Genomic DNA, 22,391 nt, shown 5'->3' with positions numbered 1-22,391 from the left:
CTCGCAAGCACCTTGCGGTGCGCGGGCGAGCGATCCTGCGGGGCCGTCCGGGTTGGCGCGCGGGTGGAGAGCATGCGGCGAGTCTACACCGCGCGCGCGGCCCCGGGCAGTGCCGCCGGCAATGGCAGGTGGTCGCCGAGGGTGTGTCCCTGCAGGCGCTCCAGGGCTTCGGCCAGCTGGGCCTCCGGTGCGTCGGGTGCCTGGGCGTCGCCCGGGGCCAGGCCGATCACCGTCAGGGTGTCGGCCAGCTGCCGCCGGGCGGTATCCGCGTGGATGCCCTCGGCTCCGGTGGCCTTGGCCAGCTTGTCGCCGCCGGGCGCGACAAGGACCGGGTGGTGGGCATAGGCCGGTGGAGTGGCGCCCAGCGCCTCGTAGAGTTGCATCTGGCGCGGGGTGGAGCCGAGCAGGTCGATCCCGCGCACCACGCGGGTTACGCCCAGGTCCAGGTCGTCCACCACGGTGGCGAGCTGGTAGGCGACGATGCCATCCGCACGGCGGATCACGAAGTCGCTTCCGAGTGCCTCCAGATCGAAGGCGACCGTACCCAGAAAGCGATCCGCGATCGTCCAGTAGCGAGTGGTCGCCCGGGCACGCACGGCCCGTGGCTCGCGTTCGGGCGGCAGGCCGTGGCGACAGGTCCCTGGATAGATCGGCCCTTCCCAGCCCGGCCGCCCGCGCGCGGCCAGGTCCTTGCGGGTACAGCCGCAGGGGAAAGCCAGGTGCGACGTCAACAGGGTGTCCAGGGCGCGCTGATAGGCGGGACCGCGTTGGCTTTGCCAGGTAACGGGGCCATCCCAGACCAGGGCGAAGGCCTCGAGGGCATGGAAAATGGCATCGGCCGCCCCCGGGCGAACCCGGGGGGCGTCGATATCGTCGATTCGCAGATGCCAGCGGCCGTCGGTACTCCGGGCATCGAGCCAGGAGATGACGGCGGCCAGCAGGGAGCCCGCGTGCAGCGGGCCGGAAGGGGTAGGGGCAAACCGGCCGACATAGCGGTCGGCCCGGGTAATCCGTTCGGGCGTGACCGTCACGGCCCGGCCGGGATCAGGCGCGCTGCTTTTCCTTGATCTCGTCGAGCTGCTTGCAGTCGATGCACATGGTGGCCGTCGGGCGGGCCTCCAGGCGGCGAATGCCGATCTCCACGCCGCAGGTCTCGCAGTAGCCGTAATCGTGGGTGTCGATCTTGCGCAACGCCTCGTTGATCTTCTTCGACAGCTTGCGTTCGCGGTCGCGGGAGCGCAGTTCCAGGCCGAACTCCTCTTCCTGGGTGGCGCGGTCGGCCGGATCGGCAAAGTTGGACGCGTCCTGGCGCATGTGCCCCACGGTGCGATCGACTTCCTCGGCCAGCTCCTGGCGCCATGCCCGCAGCAGGCTGCGGAAATGCTCGAGCTGATCCGGATTCATGTAATCTTCGTCCGGCTTCGGCTCGTAGGGCGCAATGCCCCCGGCGACCATGTGCTGGGTGGAGGGCTTGTCGGTCTTTTCGTCAGCAGCCATGCGGGCTTTCTCCGGCTGGAAAAATGAGGCGCACTTAGTACCAGAGTCGGGCGGGCCGGGCAAGTCCCGTGCCATGACTGTTGGTGCCTGGTCTCGGCTGGATGCCGGGAATGTGCCGGCTCGCGGCCGGTTTTTCAGCGAGATACGGGAAAAGGCGGAAATAACGGGATGACGGAATTGCAGGCGCTGATTTTCGATGTGGACGGCACATTGGCGGACACTGAACGCGACGGTCATCGCGTCGCCTTCAACAAGGCGTTCGCGGATGCGGGCCTGGACTGGGACTGGAGCATCGCGCGCTACGGCGAGTTGCTGCGCGTGACCGGCGGCAAGGAACGCATCCGCCAGTACCTGTCCGAGGACCATCCCGAGGTCCTGAACGAGCCGGGGATCGATGCGCGTATTCGCGAGCTGCATGCGGCCAAGACGCGGCACTACGTGGCCCTGCTGGAGACCGGCGCGATCCCGCTGCGGCCGGGGGTGCGGCGGCTGCTGGACGAAGCGGAGGCCGAGGGTCTGCGCCTGGCGATCGCCACGACCACCACACCCGAGAACGTCACGGCCCTGCTGGAGGCCACGCTCGGAAGCGAGGGCCCGTACCGCTTCGAGGTGATCTCCGCCGGCGACATCGTGCCGGCCAAGAAGCCGGCTCCGGATATCTTTACCCATGCACTGGAGGCGATGAACCTGCCGGCGGAGGCCTGCCTGGCCCTGGAGGACTCCGACAACGGCGTGCGTTCCGCCCGCGGGGCGGGGCTGGAGGTCGTGGTCACGACGAACGACTACACCCGCGAGCAGGCGTTTGATGGCGCCTTGGCCGTGCTGGACGGGTTCGGTGAGGCGGATCAGCCCGCGACGGTCCTGGCCGGTCCGGCACTGGAAGGCTCGGTGGTGGATATCGCGACCCTGCGCGCCTGGGTCTCCGGGGCGAAGGGATAGCCGGCGCGCCGGCTCAATCGTTTTCGCGCGGCGGCAGGCGCGGGTCCTCGATCTCGGTCCCGTCGAGCATCTGGGTATCCAGCAGGAAGCCGACGGCGGCGTCGCTGACCCCGTTGATCACGAACTGCACGGCCAGGACCGCGAGAATCAGACCGAACACCTTGGTCAGGATGTCCTTGCCGGTATCCCCGAGGAATTTCACCAGATAGCGCGAATGGACCATCGCGTAGTAGCACGCGACCATGCAGGCCAGCACCGCCAGGAACACGAGGACCAGGTGATAGATGGTGGGGGCCTCGCTGGTCAGGATCATGACCGTCGCAATCGCCCCGGGCCCGCTCATGAACGGGATGGCCAGCGGGATGACCGAGATGTCCTCGGTCACCTGCCCCTTGTCGGCCTTCACCTCCTCGGCGGTCTCACGCTCGCTGGCCGCCTTCTGCCGGATCATGCCGATCGCGATGCCGAACAGGATGATGCCGCCGGCGATGCGGAACGCCGCCAGCGTGATCCCGAACAGCTGGAAGATCACCCCGCCCAGCAGTGCAAAGGCGAACAGCAGGGCCGTGGCGACCTTGACCGAGCGCAGGGCGGTGGAGCGGCGCTTCTCCTCGGAGGCGCGCGGCAGCATTGCGGTGAAGATGAACGCGGTCGTCAGTGGATTCACGATGACGAACACCGCGAGGAAAGTGACGATCAGGTATTCGAGCAATACGAGCATGGCTCTAGCTTAGGCAGAATGGGGTGTCGTTGCGAGGGCCTCCGTGGGGGTGCCACCGAGATCGTTCCGCACACCATCATTGCCAGTGCCCGTGGCGATCGTTCGCCAAGTCCCCGAGTCCCATGGGTCTTTCGGACGGATGGCCGCGTCGGTGCGCTCCTCGCAATGACCCATACGACTACCCGTCATTGCGAGGCCCCGGAGGGGCCGTGGCAATCTCTGGAATGCCGCACGCCGTCGGAATCCGGTGGTTTCAGAGGGGGACCGCCGCGTCGCTTCGTTCCTCGCGATGACGGTGCACTGAAAAACACTGGTCCCTGCGGAGGCTCGCGATGACGGGGCGAGCATGCATGGGCATGGATCGGGTCCGATCGTTATACTCTGCGCGCATGAAGAAACGCCTGCATCCGGAATCCTTCCCGACCCTCGAGCACTTTGTCGGCAATACGCCGCTGGTGCGCCTGCAGCGCATGGCGGCAGACCTGCCGTCCACCGTGCTGGTGAAGCTCGAGGGCAACAACCCCGCCGGTTCGGTCAAGGACCGGCCCGCGCTGAACATGATCCAGGCGGCCGAGCGCCGTGGCGACATTGAGCCTGGCGACACCCTGATCGAGGCGACCAGCGGCAATACCGGCATTGCGCTGGCGATGGTCGCGGCGATGAAGGGCTACCGCATGATCCTGGTGATGCCGGACAACATGTCGGCCGAGCGCCGCGCCTCGATGAAGGCATTTGGGGCCGAGCTGGTACTGGTCTCGCGCGAGGAGAGCATGGAGGGCGCGCGTGACCTGGCGGATCGCTTAGAGGCCGAGGGCAAGGGCCGGGTGCTGAACCAGTTCGGCAACCCCGACAACCCGGATGCGCATTACATCGGCACCGGGCCGGAGATCTGGCGCGACACCGAGGGCACGGTGACCCACTTCGTCTCCGCGATGGGGACCACCGGCACCATCATGGGCGTGTCGCGCTATCTCAAGGAGCGCGATCCGGAGGTGCAGATCGTCGGCGTGCAGCCGGCCGAGGGGGCGTCCATCCCCGGCATCCGGCGCTGGCCGGAGGCCTATCTGCCGACCATCTTCGAGGCCTCGCGGGTGGACCAGACCGTGGACGTGACCCAGGAGGAGGCAGAGGAGACCATGCACCGGCTGGCGAGTGAAGAAGGCATCTTCGCCGGGGTCTCCTCCGGTGGTTCGGTGGCCGCGGCGTTGAAGCTGGCGGCGCAGACCGAGGGTGGGACCTTCGTCGCGATCATCTGTGACCGCGGCGACCGCTACATCTCCACCGGCGTGTTCCCCGCATGAGTGCCCCGGTCCTGATCTTTGATCTCGAGACGGTCCCGGACATCGAGGGCGCGCGCCGTCTGCACGACTTCGAGGGGCTGAGCGATCACGAGGTCGCCGAGGCGATGTTCGCGCTGCGCCGTGCCCAGACCGGCTCCGAGTTCCTCAAGCATCCGCTGCATCGCATCGTGTCGATCGGCGTGCTCTATCAGGGCGGCGATGCGCTGAAGCTCTCCGCCTTCGGCCGCGAGGGCGAGGACGGCCAGACGCCCTCCGAGGCCGAACTGCTGCGGCAGTTCTTTGACGTGATCGACAAGCGCACGCCACAGCTCGTTAGCTGGAACGGCGGCGGCTTCGACCTCCCGGTGCTGCATTACCGCGCGCTGGTCAACGGCGTGCAGGCCCCGCGCTACTGGGAGCAGGGCAACGACGACCGCGAGTTTCGCTACAACAACTACCTGTCGCGCTTCCACTGGCGCCATGTGGATCTGATGGACGTGCTGGCGGGCTTCCAGGGCCGCGCGGTCACCAGCCTCGACATGATGGCCAGCCTGCTCGGCTTCCCCGGCAAGCTGGGCATGGATGGCTCGAAGGTCTGGCCGGCCTGGCGCGACGGGCGTCAGGCCGAGATCCACGACTATGTCGAGCACGATGTGCTGAACACCTACCTGGTCTGGCTGCGCTTCGAATACATGCGCGGCAACCTGACCGACGCCGCCCTGGCCAGCCGGCAACAGCAACTGGCCGAGTACCTGGAGGGCAGTGGTGCGGCGCACCACCGTGAATTCCTCGACGCCTGGCAGCCTGCCGGGACCGACACCTGATGGCACGCATCGACAAGACCCCGTTCGAGGCCCGGATCGAGGAGGTCACCCTGGACGGCCAGGGCGTGATCCGTCGCGAGGGCAAGGCCTGCTTCATCCACGGCGTGCTGAAGGGCGAGCGCGTGATGGCGGTGCAGACCGGGCGCAAGCGCCGATTCGACACGGCCGAGGTGGTCGAGGTGCTGGAGCCGGCCGCGGGCCGGGTCGAGCCGCCCTGCGAGTTCTTCGGCCTTTGCGGTGGCTGCAAGCTGCAGCACGCCTCGGTCGAGACCCAGCGTGAAATCAAGGAACAGGCCCTGTTCGACGCGCTGGAACGCATCGGCCACGTGACGCCGGAGGCGCGCTTCGAGCCGCTGACCGCCGACACCCTGGGTTATCGCCGCACTGCGCGGCTGGGCGCCAAGCACGTGCCGAAGAAGGGCGGGGTGCTGGTCGGCTTTCGCGAGCGCGGCAGCCCGTATCTCGCCCAGATGACCCACTGCGAGGTGCTGCACCCGGCAGTGGGTGGGCGTATCCAGGCGCTGCGCGAATTGATGGACGGGCTGGAGGCGCGCGACCGCCTGCCGCAGATCGAGGTCGCGGTGGATGACGACGAGCGCGTGGCGTTGATCTTCCGCAACCTCGATCCGTTGTCGCAGGCGGATACCGAGCGCCTGTCCGACTGGGCCGAGGCCGAGGGCATCCAGGTGTATCTGCAGCCGGGCGGGGCGGACACGGTGGAGCCGCTGGCCGGGCCGATCGAGCCGCTGATCTACCGCCATCCGGACTCCGGCGTGTCGGTGCCCTTCATGCCGACCGATTTCATCCAGGTGCACGCGCAGATCAACCGCAAGATGGTACCGCAGGCCCTGGAGGCGCTGGACCTGCAACCGGGACAGCGCGTGCTGGACCTGTTCTGCGGGCTGGGCAACTTTACCCTGCCGCTGGCACGGACCGTGACCGAGGGCGAAGTGGTCGGCGTCGAGGTGGACGACGCGATGCTGGCGCGGGCGCGTGCGAATGCCCGTGACCAGGGCATCGCCAATACCCGCTACGAGCGCGCAGACCTGGACGATGTCGAGGCGTTGAAGAGCGCCGCCTGGTTGCGCGAGGACTTCGACCGGGTGCTGCTGGACCCGCCGCGTACCGGCGCGGCCGCGGTGATCGAGGCGCTCGCGCCGCAGCGGATCGAACGCCTGGTCTATGTGTCCTGCAACCCGGCCACGCTCGCCCGTGACGCCGAGCGCCTGGTGCATCATCATGGCTATCGCCTGGAGCGGGCGGGGATCATGGACATGTTCCCGCACACTGCGCACGTGGAATCCATGGCCGTGTTCCGGCGCGCCTGACGCGCTTCGATACTTTAGGGGAATTGCATGCTGGAGATCGTACAAGCGGGTGGGTGGCTGATGCTGCCGATCCTGCTGTGTTCCGTACTGGCCGTGGCCATCGTGCTGGAGCGGCTGTGGACGCTGCGCCGCTCGCGGGTCGTGCCGCCGCGCCTGCTGACCTCGGTGTGGGAGCAGATGCGTACGCAGGGACTCAAGCTGGACGATATCCAGCGTCTGCGTGCGGGTTCCCCGCTGGGGGCGATCCTGGCCGCGGGTCTCGCGACCCATGACCGCGCCCGCCAGATCACCCAGGAGAGCATCGAAGAGGCCGGACGTCGCGTGGCCCACGATCTCGAGCGCTACATGAACACGCTGGGCACGATCTCGATGATTACCCCGTTGCTGGGCCTGCTGGGCACCGTGGTCGGGATGATCGAGGTGTTCACCGTGATCACCGAGATCGGCGTCGGCAGCCCGCGCGATCTGGCCGGTGGTATCTCGCAGGCCCTGATTACCACCGCGACCGGGATCGGCGTGGCCATCCCGGCGCTGGCCTTCCATCGCTACTTCCGTGGCCACATTGACGAACTGGTGCTGGAGATGGAGCAGGAGGCCACCAAGCTGGTCGAGGTGATCCATGGCGAGCGCGAGGCCGGTGCGGTCGAGGGCGGGGCCAAGGCGTGAACTTCCGTACGCCAAGCCGGCAGGAAGAGCCCGGCGTCAATCTGACGCCGTTGATCGATGTGGTGTTCCTGCTGCTGATCTTCTTCATGGTCTCCACCACGTTCGATCAGCACGCGGACATCGAGCTGACCCTGCCCTCGGCCGACCGCGAGGCCGAGGCCGTGGAGCGCGCGTGGATCGACATCATCGTGGACGCGAACGGCAACTACTTCATCAACGGCCAGGAACTGATCAACCGCCGCGCGGAGACCCTGGAGCGCGTGTTGTCCGAGGCCCGCGAGGGCCGCGAGGACGACCCGGTGCTGATCCGCGCGGACGCCAATGCCACCCACCAGTCAGTGGTGCGCGCGCTGGATGTCGTCGGCCGCCTGGGTATCACCTCGGTCTCCATCGCCACCCTGGGTGATGCCGCCGATGACGACTGACGACCCGCACCCACAGCACCTCGACTCCGGCTGGGCGGTTTATCGCCGCCTGCTTGGCTACGCCTTTGTCTACTGGCCGCTGCTGGCGATTGCGACGGTGGCGATGCTCGGCATGGCGGCGACCGAAGCGGGCTTTGCCGCGCTGATGAAGCCGCTGATGGACGAGTCGTTCGCCGAGGGTGATTCACACCCGCTGATTCCGTGGATTCCGGTGGTGCTGATCGGCTTGTTTCTGATCCGGGGCGTGGCCGAGTTCGGTTCGGTCTACGCGATGCGCTACGTCGGGCGGCAAGTCGTCAAGCGCCTGCGCGAGGAGCTGTTCGAGCGTCTGTTGCACATGCCGGTGCAGCGCTTTCAGGAGCAGAGCAGCGGCGAGCTGATTTCACGCGTGACCTACAACGTGGAGCAGGTTGCGACGGCCGCCACGGACGGCTTCAGCACCCTGGTGCGTGACACCCTGACGATTATCGCGCTGCTGGCATGGATGTTTTGGCTGACCCCGAGCCTGACCCTCACGATCCTGGTTATTGCGCCGGTGATGGCCATTCTGGTGCGGGTGGTGACCAAGCACTTCCGGCGTATTTCGCATCGCCTGCAGTACAACATGGGCGATGTGACGCACGTGACGCAGGAGGTGATCGAGGGCCACCGGGTGGTGCGCATCTTCGGTGGCGAGACCTACGAGCGCGAGCGCTTCGAGGACATCAATGAGCGCAATCGCCGCCTGCACATGCGTATGGAGGGTATCAAGGCCGCTTATACCCCGACCATCCAGTTCCTGGTGGCGGCAGTACTGGCTTTCGTGATCTGGGTGGCGACCTCCGATTTCGGCGATGACACCGTCACTGCCGGCACCTTCGTGTCATTTCTGACCGCCATGCTGTTGTTGCTGAGCCCGATTCGCCGGCTTTCGATGATCAACGCGACCCTGCAGCGCGGGATCGCGGCCGGGCAGAACATCTTCGCCGTGCTGGACGAGACGCCGGAACGTGACACGGGGCACGTACCGCTGGATCGTGCCGAGGGGCACCTGGTGTTCGACGACGTCGCTTTTCGCTACGGTCCGGAAGGCCCGGACGTGTTGAAGGCGGTCTCCTTCGAGGTGAAGCCGGGCGAGAACGTCGCGCTGGTCGGTCGCTCGGGCAGTGGCAAGACCACCCTGGTCAACCTGCTGCCACGTTTCTATCACCCGACCGAGGGCCGCATTGTGCTGGATGGTCACGACCTCGAGACGATCCGTCTGCGCGACCTGCGCCGTCAGATCGCCTATGTCGGTCAGAACGTGACCCTCTTTGCGGATACAGTCGCGGCCAATATCGCGTACGGGCGGCCCGAGGCGAGCGAGGCGGAGATCCGCGAGGCTGCCCGGGCGGCGCATGCGCTGGAGTTCATCGATCGCCTGCCGGAGGGGATGCAGACCCTGGTCGGCGAGAATGGCACACGGCTGTCCGGCGGCCAGCGCCAGCGTCTGGCCATCGCCCGGGCGCTGCTTCGGGATGCACCGATACTGATCCTGGACGAGGCGACCTCGGCGTTGGACAACGAATCCGAACGTCAGGTGCAAGCCGCTCTGGACGCACTGGTGAGCACCCGTACCACGCTGGTGATTGCCCACCGTCTGTCCACTGTCGAGGGCGCCGACCGGATTCTGGTGATGGATAACGGCCGTGTGGTCGAGACCGGACGGCACGACGAGTTGATTGCCCTCGGCGGGGTTTACACGCTCCTGCACCGCCTCCAGTTCCGCGAGGAGGTGGGGGATGCGGGGTGATGCAGGAGGTTACGGCGCTCGGCGGTTTGCGGTCTGGGGCGCGACCTGGCGCGATTATCGTCGCGGTGAGGGGAACCGTGCGCGGGCCCGTCGGGGCTTCCTGACGCCACCCGACGAGCGGGGGCGGCTGGTCTGGATCAAGGCCGGCGGCACGCCCGAGGAGGTGCGCCTGGGGATCGAACTGCTCGGCGCGGTGCGCGACAAGCGCCAGGATGTACGCATCGTCCTGACCTTCGAGCAGGACTACCCGGAGCTCTTTGAACGACACATGCAGCCGTTTCGCAAGGTGGGGGTGGGCTATGGCCCCTGTGATCGCCCGCGGGTGGTGCGCCGGGTGCTCGAGCGTTTTCAGCCCCATGGCATCCTGCTGGCCGGCGGCCAGGCCCCGACGAATCTCCTGCAGGCGGCCGAGGTCCCGGTGATCGCGGTCAATACGGGTCCGCCCACCCGGGCGGTGCCTCCGGTCGTGCGCCACTGGCCGGTCGATCCGGCCGGGGCGCAGGCTTGGCCGGAGGCCGCGTTCGAAGCCGCACTGGCGCCCGCCGACCCGCAGGCGCGATTTGTCGAGGCCCAGGCCGATGTGGTCCTGCGCGCATTGGTCGGGGGTAACGTGGAGCGCCTGTGGTGGTGGCACGGCACGTCGGAGCAGTGGCCCGCCTGGCGCACGGCCTGGCAGGCCTCTGGCCGGGGGCAGAGCGATATCCTGCTGGCGAGCCTGCGCGGGGATGCGACCGAGGCCGGGCTGCCCGGCGCGGATCTGGCGGTCTCGGCCTGGGATCGTTCGACGTTGGCGCCAGGGACTATCCTGCATCTGGATGACCGACGCTGGTTTGCCGCTGCGGCCAGTGCCGCCCATGCGGTGCATCTCGCGGCCTCGGATCGCCAGGCCCTGTGGCAGGGCCTGGCCGGCGGGGCGGCGGTGAGCCTGGGCGAGGCCCCGGCGGCGGCGTTGCCCTGCCCGGTGCTGGGCGAACCCACCGCGGTACTGGAGGCCTGGCAGCGGTTGAGCGCCGACCCGGCCGCGCGGCGTCAGCAGGGGGATGCGGCGCGGCGGCGCTTCTGGGACGAGCGGCGCCAGGTGGATGCCAATTTCGATGCTGTTCTGCAGCAGGTCTGGGACTGGTAGTCATGGGGTCGTTTCAGGCGTGGCTGAGCGCCCGGTTGTGGGATCAGTGGAGCCAGCGCGGGCCGTTCGCCGCGGCGATGTTCCCGTTGTCGTTGGCCTACGCCGGGCTTGCCGAGTGGAACCGTCAGCGGCAGGAGCAGGCGCGGCGCGATATCTCCATCCCGGCGCGCGCGGTGATCGTGGTGGGCAATCTGACCCTGGGTGGCAGCGGGAAGACACCGATGACGGTGTGGCTGGCCAAGCGCCTGCGCGCCGCTGGCTATCACCCCGGCATTGTCAGTCGCGGCTATGGCGGGCGTGGGGATGTGGCCGGGATCGCGGTGACGGCCGATTCCGATCCGGTGGTGGTGGGTGACGAGCCGTTGCTGATCGCCCGGCGCACGGGCGTCCCGGTGCAGGTGGATCGCGACCGGGTGCGCGGGGCGCGGGCGCTGACCGATCAGGGTGTGGACGTGGTGATCGCCGACGACGGCATGCAGCACCACCGCCTGCCGCGCGATATCACTATCCTGATGGTCGACGGGAGACGCCGCTTCGGCAATGGGCTTTGTCTGCCGGCGGGGCCGTTGCGGGAGCCGAAGCGGGCCCGAGAACGGGCCGATTTCGTGATCGTGACCGGTGGCGAGCCGGGTCCCGGCGAGATCCCGATGGAACTGGTCCCGTCCAGTCGGTTGCAGCGGGTGGACGGGGCGGAGGAGGCGCGCAAGCCCCACCGCTTTGCGCGGCGCGATGCCCACGCCATCGCCGGGATCGCGGATCCGGAGCGCTTCTTCCGCACCCTGGAAGCGGCGAAGATCGGTATCATTCGGCATCCGTTTCCGGATCACCATCGTTTCCTGCCGCATCAGATCCGCTTCGATGACGAGTTGCCGGTTCTGATGACGGAGAAGGATGCCGTAAAATGCCGGTCGTTTGCGCAGGATAATCACTGGTACTGGCCGATCGCGGCCCGGTTGCCAACCACTTTCGAGCCGGCGCTACTCGCGCGTCTGGAGACGGTCAGTCGGCTCAAACACCTGGGGTAATGCATGGACAAGCGTCTGCTCGATATTCTGGTCTGCCCGGTTACCAAGGGTCCGCTCAAGTACGATCGCGAGAATCAGGAGCTGATCTCCGTCTCCGCCGGTCTCGCCTATCCGATCCGGGACGACATCCCGGTGATGCTGGAGGACGAGGCGCGCAGTCTCTCCGAGGACGAGAAGGAACGCTGGCGCGAGGCCTGAGCATCCGCATGACGGGCTTCGTTGTGGTGATCCCGGCACGCATGGCCTCCAGCCGTCTGCCGGACAAGCCGCTGGCTGCGGTGGCCGGGCGCCCGCTGATTGCGCATGTGATCAGCCGTGCGCAGGAGAGCGCCGCCACCCGTGTGATCGTCGCCGCGGATGACGAACGCATCCTGGACGTGGCCCGACAGTGCGGGGCCGAGGCCTTCCTGACCGATCCCGCGCTCCCTTCCGGCACCGACCGCATCGCGGCTGTGGCCGCCGCCGAGGGCTGGGGCGACGAGTCCATCGTGGTCAACCTGCAGGGCGACGAACCGCTCACCCCGGGGGCGCTGCTGAATGACCTGGCGGCCCTGCTCGAACAGACCCCGCAAGCGGATATGGCCACCCTGGGCGTGCCGATCCGCTGCGCGGAGGATCTGGCCGACCCCAACCAGGTGAAGCTGGTGACCGACCGCAACGGCCGGGCCCTGTATTTCTCGCGTGCCCCGATCCCCTGGGACCGCGAGGCGCGCCGGGCGGGGCAGCCGCCCTCGGTCGACCATGCCATCCGGCACCTGGGGCTCTACGCCTACCGCGCCGGCTTCCTGCGGCGCATGAGTGCCGAGCGGCCCGCGCCGCTGGAGCAATTGGAGCAGCTGGAACAGCTACGCGCGCTGGACATGGGGGCCTGGATCCAGGTCGGTCGCCGGGCCGAGGCGCACCCGCCTGGCGTGGATACCCCCGAGGACCTGGACCGCGTGGACGCCTTTTTTTCGGGCACGGCCCGCGTGTAACGCGCAAGCGGGCTTCTACCGCCTGCCTGCGCGGAAGCCAGCTCGCAGGTGAAGGGATCGTTGCGGAGCTTCCGTTTCCGTCAGGACCCGGTTCGGGGATCGCGCACCCAGTCGCCTATTGGTTGTCGGGGTGGGTCGGGTCGAGGGCGGCCAGCAAGGCCTCGTGCTCCAGTCGCGCATCCTCGATCTCGTCGAGCACCCCATCCACGTCGGGGGTCTCTTCGCTGTGCACAAAGTGCCCCGTCAGGGGTGTTTCCGGCGTCAGGTCACCGTTGGCGAACAGGTCCCACATCTCGTGGGCGTATTGCGTCTCCAGCAGCGTGGGGTCCGCGCGGCCGAAGGTTGTGCGCATGTTGTTCACGTCCCGCTGCAGCATGCGGAATGCGCTGTTGTTGCCGGCGGCGTTGACGGCCTGGGGGAGGTCGATGATGACGGGTCCGTGCGCGTCCACCAGCACGTTGTACTCGGACAGGTCGCCATGGATCAGGCCGGCGCACAGCATGCGCTGGATCTGGCGGATCATGAATGCGAACCACTCGCGTGCTGTCTCGGGGTCCAGCTCGACTTCGTGCAGCTGGGGCGCGGTGTTGCCGTCGGCGTCCAGCACCAGTTCCATCAACAGGACGCGGTCGAATACGCCGTAGGGGACGGGCACTCGAACGCCCGCGTCGGCAAGGCGGTAGAGCGCCTCGACTTCCGCGTTCTTCCACTGCGTCTCCTCGACCTCGCGGCCGTGACGCCCACGTCGGGCCATGGCCCGCGCATCGCGGCTGCCGCGGACCTTGCGGCCTTCCTGATACTCGGCCAGTTTGTGGAAGCCGCGATGCTTGGCTTCCTTGTACGCCTTGGCACAGCGTGTCGCACCCCCGCTGCGGACGAGGTAGATGTTCGCCTCCTTGCCGCTTTGCAGCTGCCCGAGGACAGCATCAATGACGCCGTCTTCGATCAGCGGCTGGAGGATCTTGGGGATTTTCATAAGCGCGTACGGGGTTGGCGAAACGAAAGACGCCGACCTGGGGGAACCCCGGAGGCCGGCGTCGTGCGTTCCAAAACGGGTGGGTCAGGGCAGAAAGATCTTGGGTTTGCGCTTCTCCGCCTTGGCGGTGCGTTTCTCCATCAGTGTCTTTTCGGCCTTCTTCTTGCTGTCGCGCTTACGATCCATGGTCTTCATGGGGTGGGTCCTCTGGGGCGCCGGACGGGTCATCCGGCTGATTGCGTGCCCGTTTCTGCTGGCGTTTTTCTTCCTGCTTGGCGGCTTTCTTCAGCTCGCGCTGGCGCTTTTCGTATTGGTAGTTCGGTTTGGCCATAGGGCAGCAGGGTCTCCATTGGGGTGTCGCCAGCGAGGCGGGGTCACGAAGCGTTGTCTCTCCACAATAGCACCGAAACATCGCCGTGGGGGCGAGCGCCCGAAGAAGGGCAAGGAGGTGCCTGGCGTTTTCGTCCCCGTGCGGTTCAGGCGGGCGGGTGCAAGCCGGCTTGCAGGGCGCGGGCCAGGGCCTGGCCTTCGCGGATGGCCCGCTCCGGTGTGGAATGGTGCGGTTTGAGGGTCGCGATCACGCGGTGTTCGAGCTCGGTCTCGGTCAGGATTGTGTTCGGGTCGATATAGCCGTTGTCGGTGAGCCATTCGGACAGCCGTTCGCGGGCACTGCTCTGGAAGCGCTTGACTGTACCGTTCTCCAGTTCGCGCAGGAGCTGTTCGCCGTTGCCGTTCAGCTGCTTCGCCAGGTCGGAGACGGCGTCGATGAAGGTCGCACTGACGGCCTCGGAGGCCTCCAGGGCTTCGCGGTCGACCGGGCGGCCGCGACCCTGGCGCCAGGCGCGAGTCCAGGCGCGGGCGGCCTCACTACGGGCCTGCAGCGTCTGGCATTCCGGGGGGGCCAGCAGGGAGCCGGCGGGGCCTTGTAGCAGGGATTCCAGCGCGCCCAGGCGATCCACCCCCAGCTCCAGCAGGCGCTGCAACAGCTCCAGACGGTCTCGCAGCAGGTGAAACAGATGGATACCGGCCGGATCCTGCCAGGGGTCGATCAGGGGAATGCCCCCAATCCGCTGCGCGTAGTCCTCGGGCGCGTCGCTGCCGGGGGCGGGTACCGCTTCGGTTTCCGGAAGGCTCAGCTGCTCGTGGCTACCCAGCGCTTGCTGTCCCCAGCGGCGTGCGGCCAGGTCGATGATCTCGACGCTGGACTCCTGTGCCTGCCAGTAACGCGCGTCTTCGGGCTGGGCGGTCAGGTAGAAGACCTGGCGGCCGGCCTCGTGGGCCAGTGCCTGCAGGCTTTCGGCCACCGCCCGGAAGCGGTCCGGGTCCGCCGTGCCCAGCGCCTCGTCGAGGATGAGCGGGAGCGCGCTGCGCCCGCGTTCGGCCTCCAGCGCAAAGGCGATGCGTACGGCGAGCAGAAGCTGCATCCGCGTCCCGCTGGAGAGTTCGGTGAGCGAGCGGGTGGCCCCGCTGGCGGTCTCGCGGGCGCTGAACCGGGCCGAGGCATGGGGCGAGAACTGTAGTTCGTAGTGATGGCGAGTGAAGCGCCGGAACCACTCGCGGGCCTGGCGCAGGGCCGCGGGCTGCACCGCCTGTTCGTGTTCCATCTCGACCTGGTCCAGCAGGAAGTTTCCGGCCGTGGCGAACAGGGCCTGGTCGAGTCGCTGGGTCAGGGCGTCGCGGGCGAGTTCGCGGCGGGCGCGGGCGGTTTCCAGCTGGCGTTCATGGCCGGCGCGGTCGATGGCCGCTTCGATGCGGGCGATCTCCTCGCTCAGCCGGTCGCGTTCCGCCGCCTGGTCACGCAGGGTCTGAAGTTGCGATTCCAGGGGTTCCGCGGCATCGGCCTCGACCGCCTCCAGCAAGTCCGGGCGGTCCTCGAGGTGGCGGCGGCGTTCGCGTTCGCGTTCGCGCACATTACCCAGTTGCTCGCTTAGCTCCTGCCAGTCGGGCCATAGGCGCAGCCTCTCGCGCAGGGTCGATTCATCGCCATTCTCCAGGCCGGCCGCTGCGTACAGGGCGGCGATCTGCTCCCGCGTGCGATCCGCGTCGGCTTTCAGACGTTCGAGTTCGCGCTGGGCGGCCTTCTCCTCCCGCTGCGCGGTGTCCCGCGTCTGCAGCCGGGCGGCGAGACGGTCCAGGTGCTGGGCCAGGGTATCCGCCGAAGGCTCGGAGTCCGGAGGGGCCACGGCATACTGGGCGAGAAAGGCCATGACGGGTGCCCGGGTCGCCTCCAGCTCGGCTGTCAGGCGTTCCTGCTCTGCCCGGGCCGTGTTCACGGCCTGGCGCGCCCGGTCATGGTTCGCGGTCAGGTGGATCCAGCGCTGCAGCGAGGCATCCATACAGCCGGGGTCGAAGCCGACCTGCCGGGCAATGTCTTTCAGGCGCCCCTCTTCCCGGTCGCGGGCGGCGCGCCGCTCTTGCAGTTCCCGTTCGAGTCGAGCGCGGCGCTCCGCCGTTCGCCGGGCGCCCTCCGCAGTTTCCAGTTCGCGCTCCAGGTGGGTCAGGCGCTCGCGGACCGCGTCGGCCTCCCATTCCGTGGGCAGCGCCAGACCGGTATCGCGGAAGCGTGCCTTCGCAGCCTCGCGGGGTATGCTGTCGGTCGCCGGGCGAGCGGCGATGTAGGTGCCCCAGGCGACCGGGAGCGCGAGTAGGGCGAAGGCGGGGTGTATCAGCACCGCCGCAGTGCCAATGGCGCCGCCCGCCGCGAGCAGGGCGATCCCGGCGGCGACCCGGCGCAGGCCGGTCCAGGGGGTGGGGCGCGGGGACCCCAGCCAGTGCAGCAGCTCGTCGCGGCCGCGTCGCAGTGTGTCGGGGGTCGGCAGGGTGTCTTCAGTCGGGGGCAGGGAGGCGAGTTCGTCTTCTCGTTGCGCGATGCCGGCCTGCAGCCCACGCAGGGTCTCCAGGGACTGTTCCACCGAGTGGAGCGTGGCGGGGTCGAGGTCCGGAACCGCCTTTGGCGTGCCCCCCAGTTCTGCGGTTGCCTGGCGCAGTGTTGCCTGGGCCGCGTGCAGCTCCCTTGTCGTCTGCTCCAGCCCCCTCTCCAGCTCCAGCAGCCTGCGAACCACGGGGCGTTGATCGTCCACGCGATCGGCATCCAGCTCGGGATCCGCCAGTCCGGCTGCCTCGCGGCGCTGGCGGGCGTCCTCCAGGCGTTCGCGGGCCTGTTGTTGTTCGTGTTCCAGGCGGCGCAACTCGTCCTGGAGTGGGGCGAGGCGTTGCAGTTCGTCGCCGCGCAGCCTGTCCAGACCGGGAGGCAAGGCCGCCATCCGGCTCTCCAGGTCCCGGTGTTCGCGTCGGGCCCCCAGCAGGTCCAGGGCGCGTGCGTACTGATCGGCCTCGTGGGCAGCGCGCTGGGTCTGCTGGCGTTGCGCTTTCAGGTCGGTCAGGCGCTGTTCGTCGTGTTGCAGGCCGCGTTGCTGCTGACGCCGCTCGCGCAGTTCCTGTTCCGCAGCCGTCAGCGCCTGGGACTCGCTACGGGCATGGGTCGTCTTCAGGCTTAGTGCGGGATCGTCGCGCAGGGCGGGCAGGTCGTAGCCACCGGCCAGTTCACGGGCCAGGCGCAGGCCGATCTCCTGCTCGGTGCCGTGGTCGGCGTTCAGCAGATCCTCGATGCGCAGGGTGTAGCAATCGATGAAGCGATGATCCGGCAGTGGGGGCGCCTCGACGCGCTCGCCATTGCGGGACCAGGACAAGTCGGTCCCCAGCCGATGGGCCTGTAACGGGCCCTGGCCATCGACGAAGGTCGCCTCGATGTGGACTCCGGTCTGGCGCAGTTCCTGGGCATACAGGGCGGCTCGCAAGGCGCGCACCAGGCTCGATTTTCCGGACGCGTTGGGCCCGATGGCCACGTTCACGCCGGGCCCCAGGGCATCCAGGCGGAACCCCGGATGGATACCCGGCAGACGGACGATATCCAGTGAGTCCAGTCTCATGCGGCCCTCACGCTTCGCTCTCGCGCTGGAGCAGCAGCCGGTCAAGGGCGTGCAGGGCGGCCGCTTCCAGGTGGCGGGCGATCGCCTCGTCATCCGGGCCCTCCGGGGCGAGGGCGCGATAACGCGGGTCATGAATCACCTGGGCGAGCGGACCCCGGGCCTTCTCCAGGAGTTCGCGGCGGGCCGCGTTGTCCGGGCCTTGCAGCAACTGGAGCTTGCGGGCCAGCAATGCGGCGGGATCGCTGCCCGCGGCGAGTTCCGCCAGGTCCAGGGCGGGCAGGGCCTCCAGGCGCCAGTCATGGACGAAATACAAACGGCCGCCGAGGTCCTGCGGGGTGGCGCGCGGGTCGTCGGCGTACAGGCTGCGCTCCAGCGCATGGCGTTGATCGCTGCGTCCGGTCAAGCGCAGGCGGCAGCCGACGGCCGCAGGCCTGTGGCTCCAGGTCTCCAGCTCGGCATGGAGGGCTCCCAGTGCCTCGGTCACCCGACGGTGGATATCGCCCGCTTGCTGCAGGCCATCCACGGCGATCTCGAGGGTATGCCAGGACAGCGGTGCCAATGGAATCTGTTCGATCGCGAGGTCGCCGCCCGGGGTGATTTCGAGACACCAGGGGCCATGGCGGCCGGGCTCGCCCGGATCCATGCCGGTCAGGGAGCCCAGATAGCCCATCGGTCGGGGCGCGGCGAGCGGATCGGGGCGGTGGATGTGGCCCAGTAGCCAGGCCTCAACCGGGGCGGCCTCCAGGTCGCTGCTGCGCACGGGGGCGTGCGGGCTGCGGGACTGGTCACGATCGCAGTGCAGCAGCCCGACGGTGGGGCAGTCTGTGGGGGCGGGAAAATCGCCTTCCAGCGGACTGGTGGTTACGCGCGCTTCGGGGAACGACCAGCCCGCAATCCGTACACGCTGATCATCATGGCCGCGCAGCTCGCGGGTGTCCCACTGCCCGCCGGCCCCCAGCAGCTCGAAGGCCGGCAGGGATTCGGCCAGCCGCGGCAGGACCTGGACGTCATGGTTGCCGGCGACGCCGAGTACCCGGATGCCCGCCTGGGTCAGGCGCTCGACACCCGCCCTCAGGTCGCGGTAAGCCTCGTAGAAGTCGTCCTCCTGTTCGACCACGTCGCCGGCCAGCAGCACTGCGTCGATGCCTTGTTCCACGGCATAGTCGACGCTGCGGCGCCACGCAGCGGCCGGGCCGAGGTTTGCGATGCCGAGCGCCTCGTCCACCGCGGGCGGGATGCGCGACGGCTGTCGGCCCAGATGGATGTCGCCCACGCACAGGAGCTTCATGGACGCGGGGAGGCGGTCGGGATCATGGGCGCAGTTTGGAAGAATCGCGGACCAAAGCCAATCCCGGACCGTGGCCGGGTTGGCTCAGGCTTCCATGCCGAGTTGCCGGGGCAGCTGGCCGAGGCGGCCGAGGGTCAGGCAGGGGCGGGGGTGACCGTGTTCCCAGGGGAGCGAGTCGGGGTTGAACCAGGCGGCGCGGAATCCGGCCTGTAGTGCCCCCAGGACGTCCGCCGTGCTGTCATCGCCGACGTGCAAGATGGCATCGGCCTCCACCCCGGCCCGTTCGCGGGCCTGGCGGAAGATCACGGGATCGGGCTTGGCCGCGCCCGCCTCGCCGGCGGCGATGGCGAAGTCGAAGTGTTGCCCGAGCGGTGTGCGGAACACATCGGCGTTGCCGTTACTGATCGCGCCCAGGCGGAAGTGGCGTGCCAGGGTTGCCAGCACATTCTGGGCCTCGGGATAGGGCGTGACCTCGTTGCGCGCCTCCCAGAACACCTGGAAGCCTTCACCCGACAGACGCTCCGGGCAGCAGCCACAGGTCTCCGCCAGTTCGCGCAGCCAGCGCTTGCGCAGCCGCGTCAGGTCGTGGCGCTCGTGGTCGGGGGCCGCGCGCATGAAGGCCGTGCGCGCCTGGATCAGGGCATCGGGACCGAAGCGCTCGCACACCTCGGGCGCCTGCTCGCGAAGCCAGGCATAGAAGCGTGCCTCGGCGTGATGGATGACCGGCATCACCGGCCACAGCGTGTCGTCGAGGTCGAAGGTCAGGCAGCGGATACCGCCGGGTTCGAACGCTTGAGGTCGAAAAGGCGCGGGACGGGGTGTGTGGTTCATCCTTGCAAGGTTAGCGTGGAACCGTCACGACACGACCATTCGGATAACAGCCTTGGGGATACTTGCGGCATTCCGCAGTCGCAGCGGGCTGCTAGGGAAACACTGATCAATGTACACACTCGCGTTGGTACCCCAGGTTTCCCGGGACCAGGCGCGTCGCGCAGCGGGTAGTGGTTCTACCCACAAGCGGCGCAACGCAGGATCGGGGAGCCTGGGGTACCAACCCCACAAGCGATTGAATGCAGGGGCTCGGCCGCTTTTGCGTGGGAACGGCGTTGCGGTTCCCTTGTGCAGAATGACTGCACGGCAGTCACCGCGCCTTGTTCGCACGCAAAAGCGACTCGAGCGCGAGCGTGTACATTGATCAGTGTTTCCCTAGGCTGGGAAGGAAGCGACGAGGAGGTCTTCGACATGCAAACAACCAACGATTCCGGTGTCTGGCCGCGCTACAGTCGGGGCCAGCGGGTGGTGCACTGGCTGGTGGCGGTATTGGTGCTGGGCGCGCTGAGTCTCGGCGGGACGATTGGCTGGTTCGGTTTCGAGGGGTTGCAGGCGCGCTTCGGCGAGGATGCGACCAACACCATTTACACCTGGCACAAGAGCTTCGGGGTGCTGATTCTGGCACTGATGCTGGTGCGCATCGGGCTGCGGCTGCGTCATGGCAAGCCGCCCTACGCGGTGGCACTTGCCCGTTGGCAGCGGATTGGCTCGGAGGTGGTGCACGGGCTGCTCTATGTCCTGCTGATCGTGATGCCGGTGATCGGGTGGTGGGCGACCGCGGCCGGGGGCTATCCGGTCCAGCTGGGGCCGTTGATCCTGCCGGGCTTGTTCCCGGAAAACGAAGCCCTTTCGGAGATCCTGTTCGGCTGGCACCAGGCGCTGGGGATGGCCATCCTGATCCTGGCGCTCGGCCATATTGCGGTGGCGCTGTTCCACTGGCGCGTGCGTCGGGATGGCGTGATGCAGCGAATGACCTTCGGTTCGGCTCGGCGCTGATTCCGGGGCGCCGATGCTGCGATTGCTGCTGACCCTTGTTGCGCTGAATGCGGTGCTGCTGGGTCTGGAACTCCCGCGCTACGCGGGGCTTGCACCGTACTGGTTGGCCTGGGAGGCCGTGCTGCTGGTGGGCCTGTTCGCGCTTCTGCCGTCGGGCCGGCTGGCGCGGGGGTTGGCGTGGCTGGCGGGCGGGCTCCTGCTGGCGCTGGTGGTGTTGGCGTTGTTCGATGCCCTGACCCGGGCCAGTCTGAACCGGCCGCTCAACCTGATCCAGGACTGGATACTGCTGGATGCGGTGTACCAGTTGGTGACCGGGAATCTCGGCTGGGTGGCCACCGTGTTGTTGGGCATCGTCCTGATCGCCGGGCTGGTCGTGGTGATCTGGGGAGCGGCTCGGGGGCTGTATGCGCTGGGCAGCCGTGCCGCAGGCGCGCGGCGGGTGCCGCTGCCCCTTGCCGTTGGGCTGCTGGCGCTTGGCCTGGTGGGTACGGCCGCCGGCATGCGCGACGTGGCGCCCGCCGGAACGGTCGCGCCGGCGGCTGGGATGGTGCAGCAGCAGATCGCGGCGGGGCAGGCCGCCATCGCGGAGAACCGGGCCTTTCGTGCGCGGCTGCAGCAAAGCCGTGAGCAGGCCGGGGCACAACCGCTGCCGGGACTTGCCGGGGTCGACGTGATTCTGGGCCTGGTGGAGTCCTATGGCGTCTCCGCCGTTTTCGACGAGCGCTATGCGCCCGTGATCGTGCCGGGACTCGAGTCGATCGGCGACGATCTCGACGCCGCGGGCCTGCACGTGGTGACCGGCGTGCTGGAGGCGCCGATCGCCGGCGGGCAATCCTGGCTGGCGCAGGCCTCGCTGCTGTCGGGTCTGCAGGTGCGCTACGCCGGGCACTACGACGCGTTGCAGGCCGAGCCCCGCGATACCCTGGTGCAGGATTTCCAGACGACCGGCCACCGCACGGCCATGCTCGCGCCGGCGATCCAGCTTGACTGGCCGGAGGGCCGGTGGTTCGGCTGGGACCGGATGGTGGGCAAGCACGACTTCGACTACGCCGGGCCGCCATTCTTCTGGGTAACGATGCCGGACCAGTACACCTGGTCGTTCTTCGACCGCGAGGTGCGCGCGACGTCGGAAGACCCGGTGTTCGCGATGCTGGCGCTGGTCAGTTCGCATGCGCCCTGGACGCCGATCCTGCCGGTGCTGGAGGACTGGGATGCGATCGGGGATGGCGCGATCTTTGACCAGTGGGCCGACCAGGGGCCCGCGCCGGAGACGCTGTGGCGGGACTTTGGTCGCGTGCGCGAGTACTACGCGGAGTCGGTGCGCTACTCGCTGGAGGTGACCGGGGCCTACGCCGCCCGGTTTGCCGATGAGGAAACGCTGTTTTTCATGCTGGGCGATCACCCGGCGGCCGCGCTGATTACCGGTCAGGACGCCAGCTGGGCGGTACCGGTCCACGTGATCTCGGGCGATCCGGAATTACTGGAGCCGTTCCGGGCGCGCGGCTTCGTGTCGGGGATGCTGCCGCCGTTGGAGCAGGCGGAACATGGCTTCGATGCCCTGCGTGGCTGGCTGCGCGATGCATTTGGCGGGGCGCCCGGAAAGGACTGATCGAGTGGTGACTGTCGCGGTTTCTCGAGCCGAATGGCCGGGCCTGGTTAATCGTCTGGTGTTTACGGTGGCTTCTGTCCGGCCGCCTGCCAGGCGCTCTCTCGCGAGCGCACCGCGAGGTACTTCTTTGCTCGTGCAAAGAAGTACCCAAGAAACACGCCCGACTGCCGCGACCCCGGCCCGCTG

Annotated in this window: 21 protein-coding genes; 13 read left to right on the top strand and 8 right to left on the bottom strand. The window is 68.1% G+C overall.

From position 1 onward, the window contains the following. Positions 1-83 precede the first annotated feature (83 nt). Both gluQRS and dksA read right to left on the bottom strand, forming a co-directional pair. On the bottom strand, positions 84-1,031 hold the full coding sequence (gluQRS, locus tag F622_RS0104575) for a tRNA glutamyl-Q(34) synthetase GluQRS (RefSeq protein WP_018169415.1): 948 nt from the start codon (positions 1,029-1,031) through the stop codon (positions 84-86). Positions 1,032-1,044: 13 nt separating this feature from the next. After that, positions 1,045-1,497, bottom strand: a complete 453-nt coding sequence (dksA, locus tag F622_RS0104570) for an RNA polymerase-binding protein DksA (RefSeq protein ID WP_018146088.1) — start codon at positions 1,495-1,497, stop codon at positions 1,045-1,047. A 168-nt stretch (positions 1,498-1,665) separates the two neighbouring features. On the opposite strand from dksA, the gene F622_RS0104565 reads away from it, so the two are divergent. Further along, the gene (locus tag F622_RS0104565; RefSeq protein ID WP_018169416.1) at positions 1,666-2,436 is read left to right on the top strand and encodes an HAD family hydrolase; all 771 of its coding nucleotides are present in this window, start codon (positions 1,666-1,668) and stop codon (positions 2,434-2,436) included. A gap of 13 nt (positions 2,437-2,449) precedes the next feature. On the opposite strand, the gene F622_RS0104560 is transcribed toward F622_RS0104565, so the two are convergent. Then, on the bottom strand, positions 2,450-3,157 hold the full coding sequence (locus F622_RS0104560; protein ID WP_018169417.1) for a MarC family protein: 708 nt from the start codon (positions 3,155-3,157) through the stop codon (positions 2,450-2,452). Between the two features lie 389 nt (positions 3,158-3,546). On the opposite strand from F622_RS0104560, the gene cysM reads away from it, so the two are divergent. The 10 genes from cysM to kdsB are packed head-to-tail and all read left to right on the top strand — an operon-like array spanning position 3,547 to position 12,576. Further along, complete coding sequence (gene cysM, locus F622_RS0104555) at positions 3,547-4,458, top strand: cysteine synthase CysM (RefSeq protein WP_019571431.1); 912 nt, start codon at positions 3,547-3,549, stop codon at positions 4,456-4,458. Then, positions 4,455-5,261: a 3'-5' exonuclease gene (locus F622_RS0104550; RefSeq protein ID WP_018146084.1), complete on the top strand. Its 807-nt coding sequence runs from the start codon at positions 4,455-4,457 to the stop codon at positions 5,259-5,261. The genes cysM and F622_RS0104550 overlap by 4 nt, the downstream gene beginning before the upstream one ends. After that, positions 5,261-6,589 (top strand): 23S rRNA (uracil(1939)-C(5))-methyltransferase RlmD, encoded by a 1,329-nt coding sequence (gene rlmD / locus F622_RS0104545; protein WP_019571430.1) that lies wholly within the window; start codon positions 5,261-5,263, stop codon positions 6,587-6,589. Before F622_RS0104550 ends, rlmD begins: the two co-directional genes overlap by 1 nt. A gap of 27 nt (positions 6,590-6,616) precedes the next feature. Next, positions 6,617-7,255 carry a MotA/TolQ/ExbB proton channel family protein gene (locus F622_RS0104540; protein WP_018146082.1) on the top strand — a complete coding sequence of 213 codons (639 nt, stop codon included), beginning with the start codon at positions 6,617-6,619 and terminating at the stop codon, positions 7,253-7,255. Then, positions 7,252-7,680, top strand: coding sequence for a biopolymer transporter ExbD (locus F622_RS0104535; RefSeq protein ID WP_018650355.1), 429 nt, complete (start codon positions 7,252-7,254; stop codon positions 7,678-7,680). The genes F622_RS0104540 and F622_RS0104535 overlap by 4 nt, the downstream gene beginning before the upstream one ends. After that, complete coding sequence (msbA, locus tag F622_RS0104530; protein ID WP_018176372.1) at positions 7,670-9,451, top strand: lipid A export permease/ATP-binding protein MsbA; 1,782 nt, start codon at positions 7,670-7,672, stop codon at positions 9,449-9,451. The genes F622_RS0104535 and msbA overlap by 11 nt, the downstream gene beginning before the upstream one ends. After that, a complete protein-coding gene (locus F622_RS0104525; RefSeq protein WP_019571428.1) occupies positions 9,441-10,577 on the top strand; it encodes a glycosyltransferase N-terminal domain-containing protein in 1,137 nt (378 codons plus the stop codon). Before msbA ends, F622_RS0104525 begins: the two co-directional genes overlap by 11 nt. A gap of 2 nt (positions 10,578-10,579) precedes the next feature. Then, on the top strand, positions 10,580-11,602 hold the full coding sequence (gene lpxK / locus F622_RS0104520; protein ID WP_018146079.1) for a tetraacyldisaccharide 4'-kinase: 1,023 nt from the start codon (positions 10,580-10,582) through the stop codon (positions 11,600-11,602). Positions 11,603-11,605: 3 nt separating this feature from the next. Next, on the top strand, positions 11,606-11,800 hold the full coding sequence (locus tag F622_RS0104515; RefSeq protein ID WP_018169424.1) for a Trm112 family protein: 195 nt from the start codon (positions 11,606-11,608) through the stop codon (positions 11,798-11,800). An 8-nt stretch (positions 11,801-11,808) separates the two neighbouring features. After that, positions 11,809-12,576 (top strand): 3-deoxy-manno-octulosonate cytidylyltransferase, encoded by a 768-nt coding sequence (gene kdsB / locus F622_RS0104510; RefSeq protein WP_019571427.1) that lies wholly within the window; start codon positions 11,809-11,811, stop codon positions 12,574-12,576. 115 nt (positions 12,577-12,691) lie between these two features. Here the strand turns inward: kdsB and F622_RS0104505 are convergent, their stop codons facing one another. The 5 genes from F622_RS0104505 to F622_RS0104485 all read right to left on the bottom strand — a co-directional run bounded on the left by F622_RS0104505 (position 12,692) and on the right by F622_RS0104485 (position 19,600). After that, entirely contained in the window at positions 12,692-13,552 is an 861-nt protein-coding gene (locus F622_RS0104505; protein WP_018169426.1) for a PA4780 family RIO1-like protein kinase, read from the bottom strand. A gap of 175 nt (positions 13,553-13,727) precedes the next feature. Next, positions 13,728-13,883, bottom strand: a complete 156-nt coding sequence (locus tag F622_RS14095) for a hypothetical protein (protein ID WP_018176369.1) — start codon at positions 13,881-13,883, stop codon at positions 13,728-13,730. 145 nt (positions 13,884-14,028) lie between these two features. Then, entirely contained in the window at positions 14,029-17,481 is a 3,453-nt protein-coding gene (locus F622_RS0104495) for an AAA family ATPase (RefSeq protein ID WP_019571426.1), read from the bottom strand. 7 nt (positions 17,482-17,488) lie between these two features. After that, on the bottom strand, positions 17,489-18,769 hold the full coding sequence (locus F622_RS0104490; protein ID WP_019571425.1) for a DNA repair exonuclease: 1,281 nt from the start codon (positions 18,767-18,769) through the stop codon (positions 17,489-17,491). A gap of 84 nt (positions 18,770-18,853) precedes the next feature. Then, complete coding sequence (locus F622_RS0104485; RefSeq protein WP_019571424.1) at positions 18,854-19,600, bottom strand: HAD family hydrolase; 747 nt, start codon at positions 19,598-19,600, stop codon at positions 18,854-18,856. Between the two features lie 411 nt (positions 19,601-20,011). Between F622_RS0104485 and F622_RS0104480 the strand changes: the two genes are divergently transcribed. Both F622_RS0104480 and F622_RS0104475 read left to right on the top strand, forming a co-directional pair. Beyond that, entirely contained in the window at positions 20,012-20,596 is a 585-nt protein-coding gene (locus tag F622_RS0104480) for a cytochrome b (RefSeq protein WP_018169430.1), read from the top strand. A gap of 13 nt (positions 20,597-20,609) precedes the next feature. Then, the gene (locus F622_RS0104475) at positions 20,610-22,205 is read left to right on the top strand and encodes a hypothetical protein (RefSeq protein ID WP_018169431.1); all 1,596 of its coding nucleotides are present in this window, start codon (positions 20,610-20,612) and stop codon (positions 22,203-22,205) included. Positions 22,206-22,391: the final 186 nt, after the last annotated feature.

Source organism: Thioalkalivibrio sp. ALMg3, from assembly GCF_000381225.1.
In the GTDB taxonomy this organism is placed as follows: domain Bacteria; phylum Pseudomonadota; class Gammaproteobacteria; order Ectothiorhodospirales; family Ectothiorhodospiraceae; genus Thioalkalivibrio; species Thioalkalivibrio versutus.
Note: the sequence above shows the minus strand (reverse complement) of the source record. Positions and strands in the feature narration are given on the sequence as shown.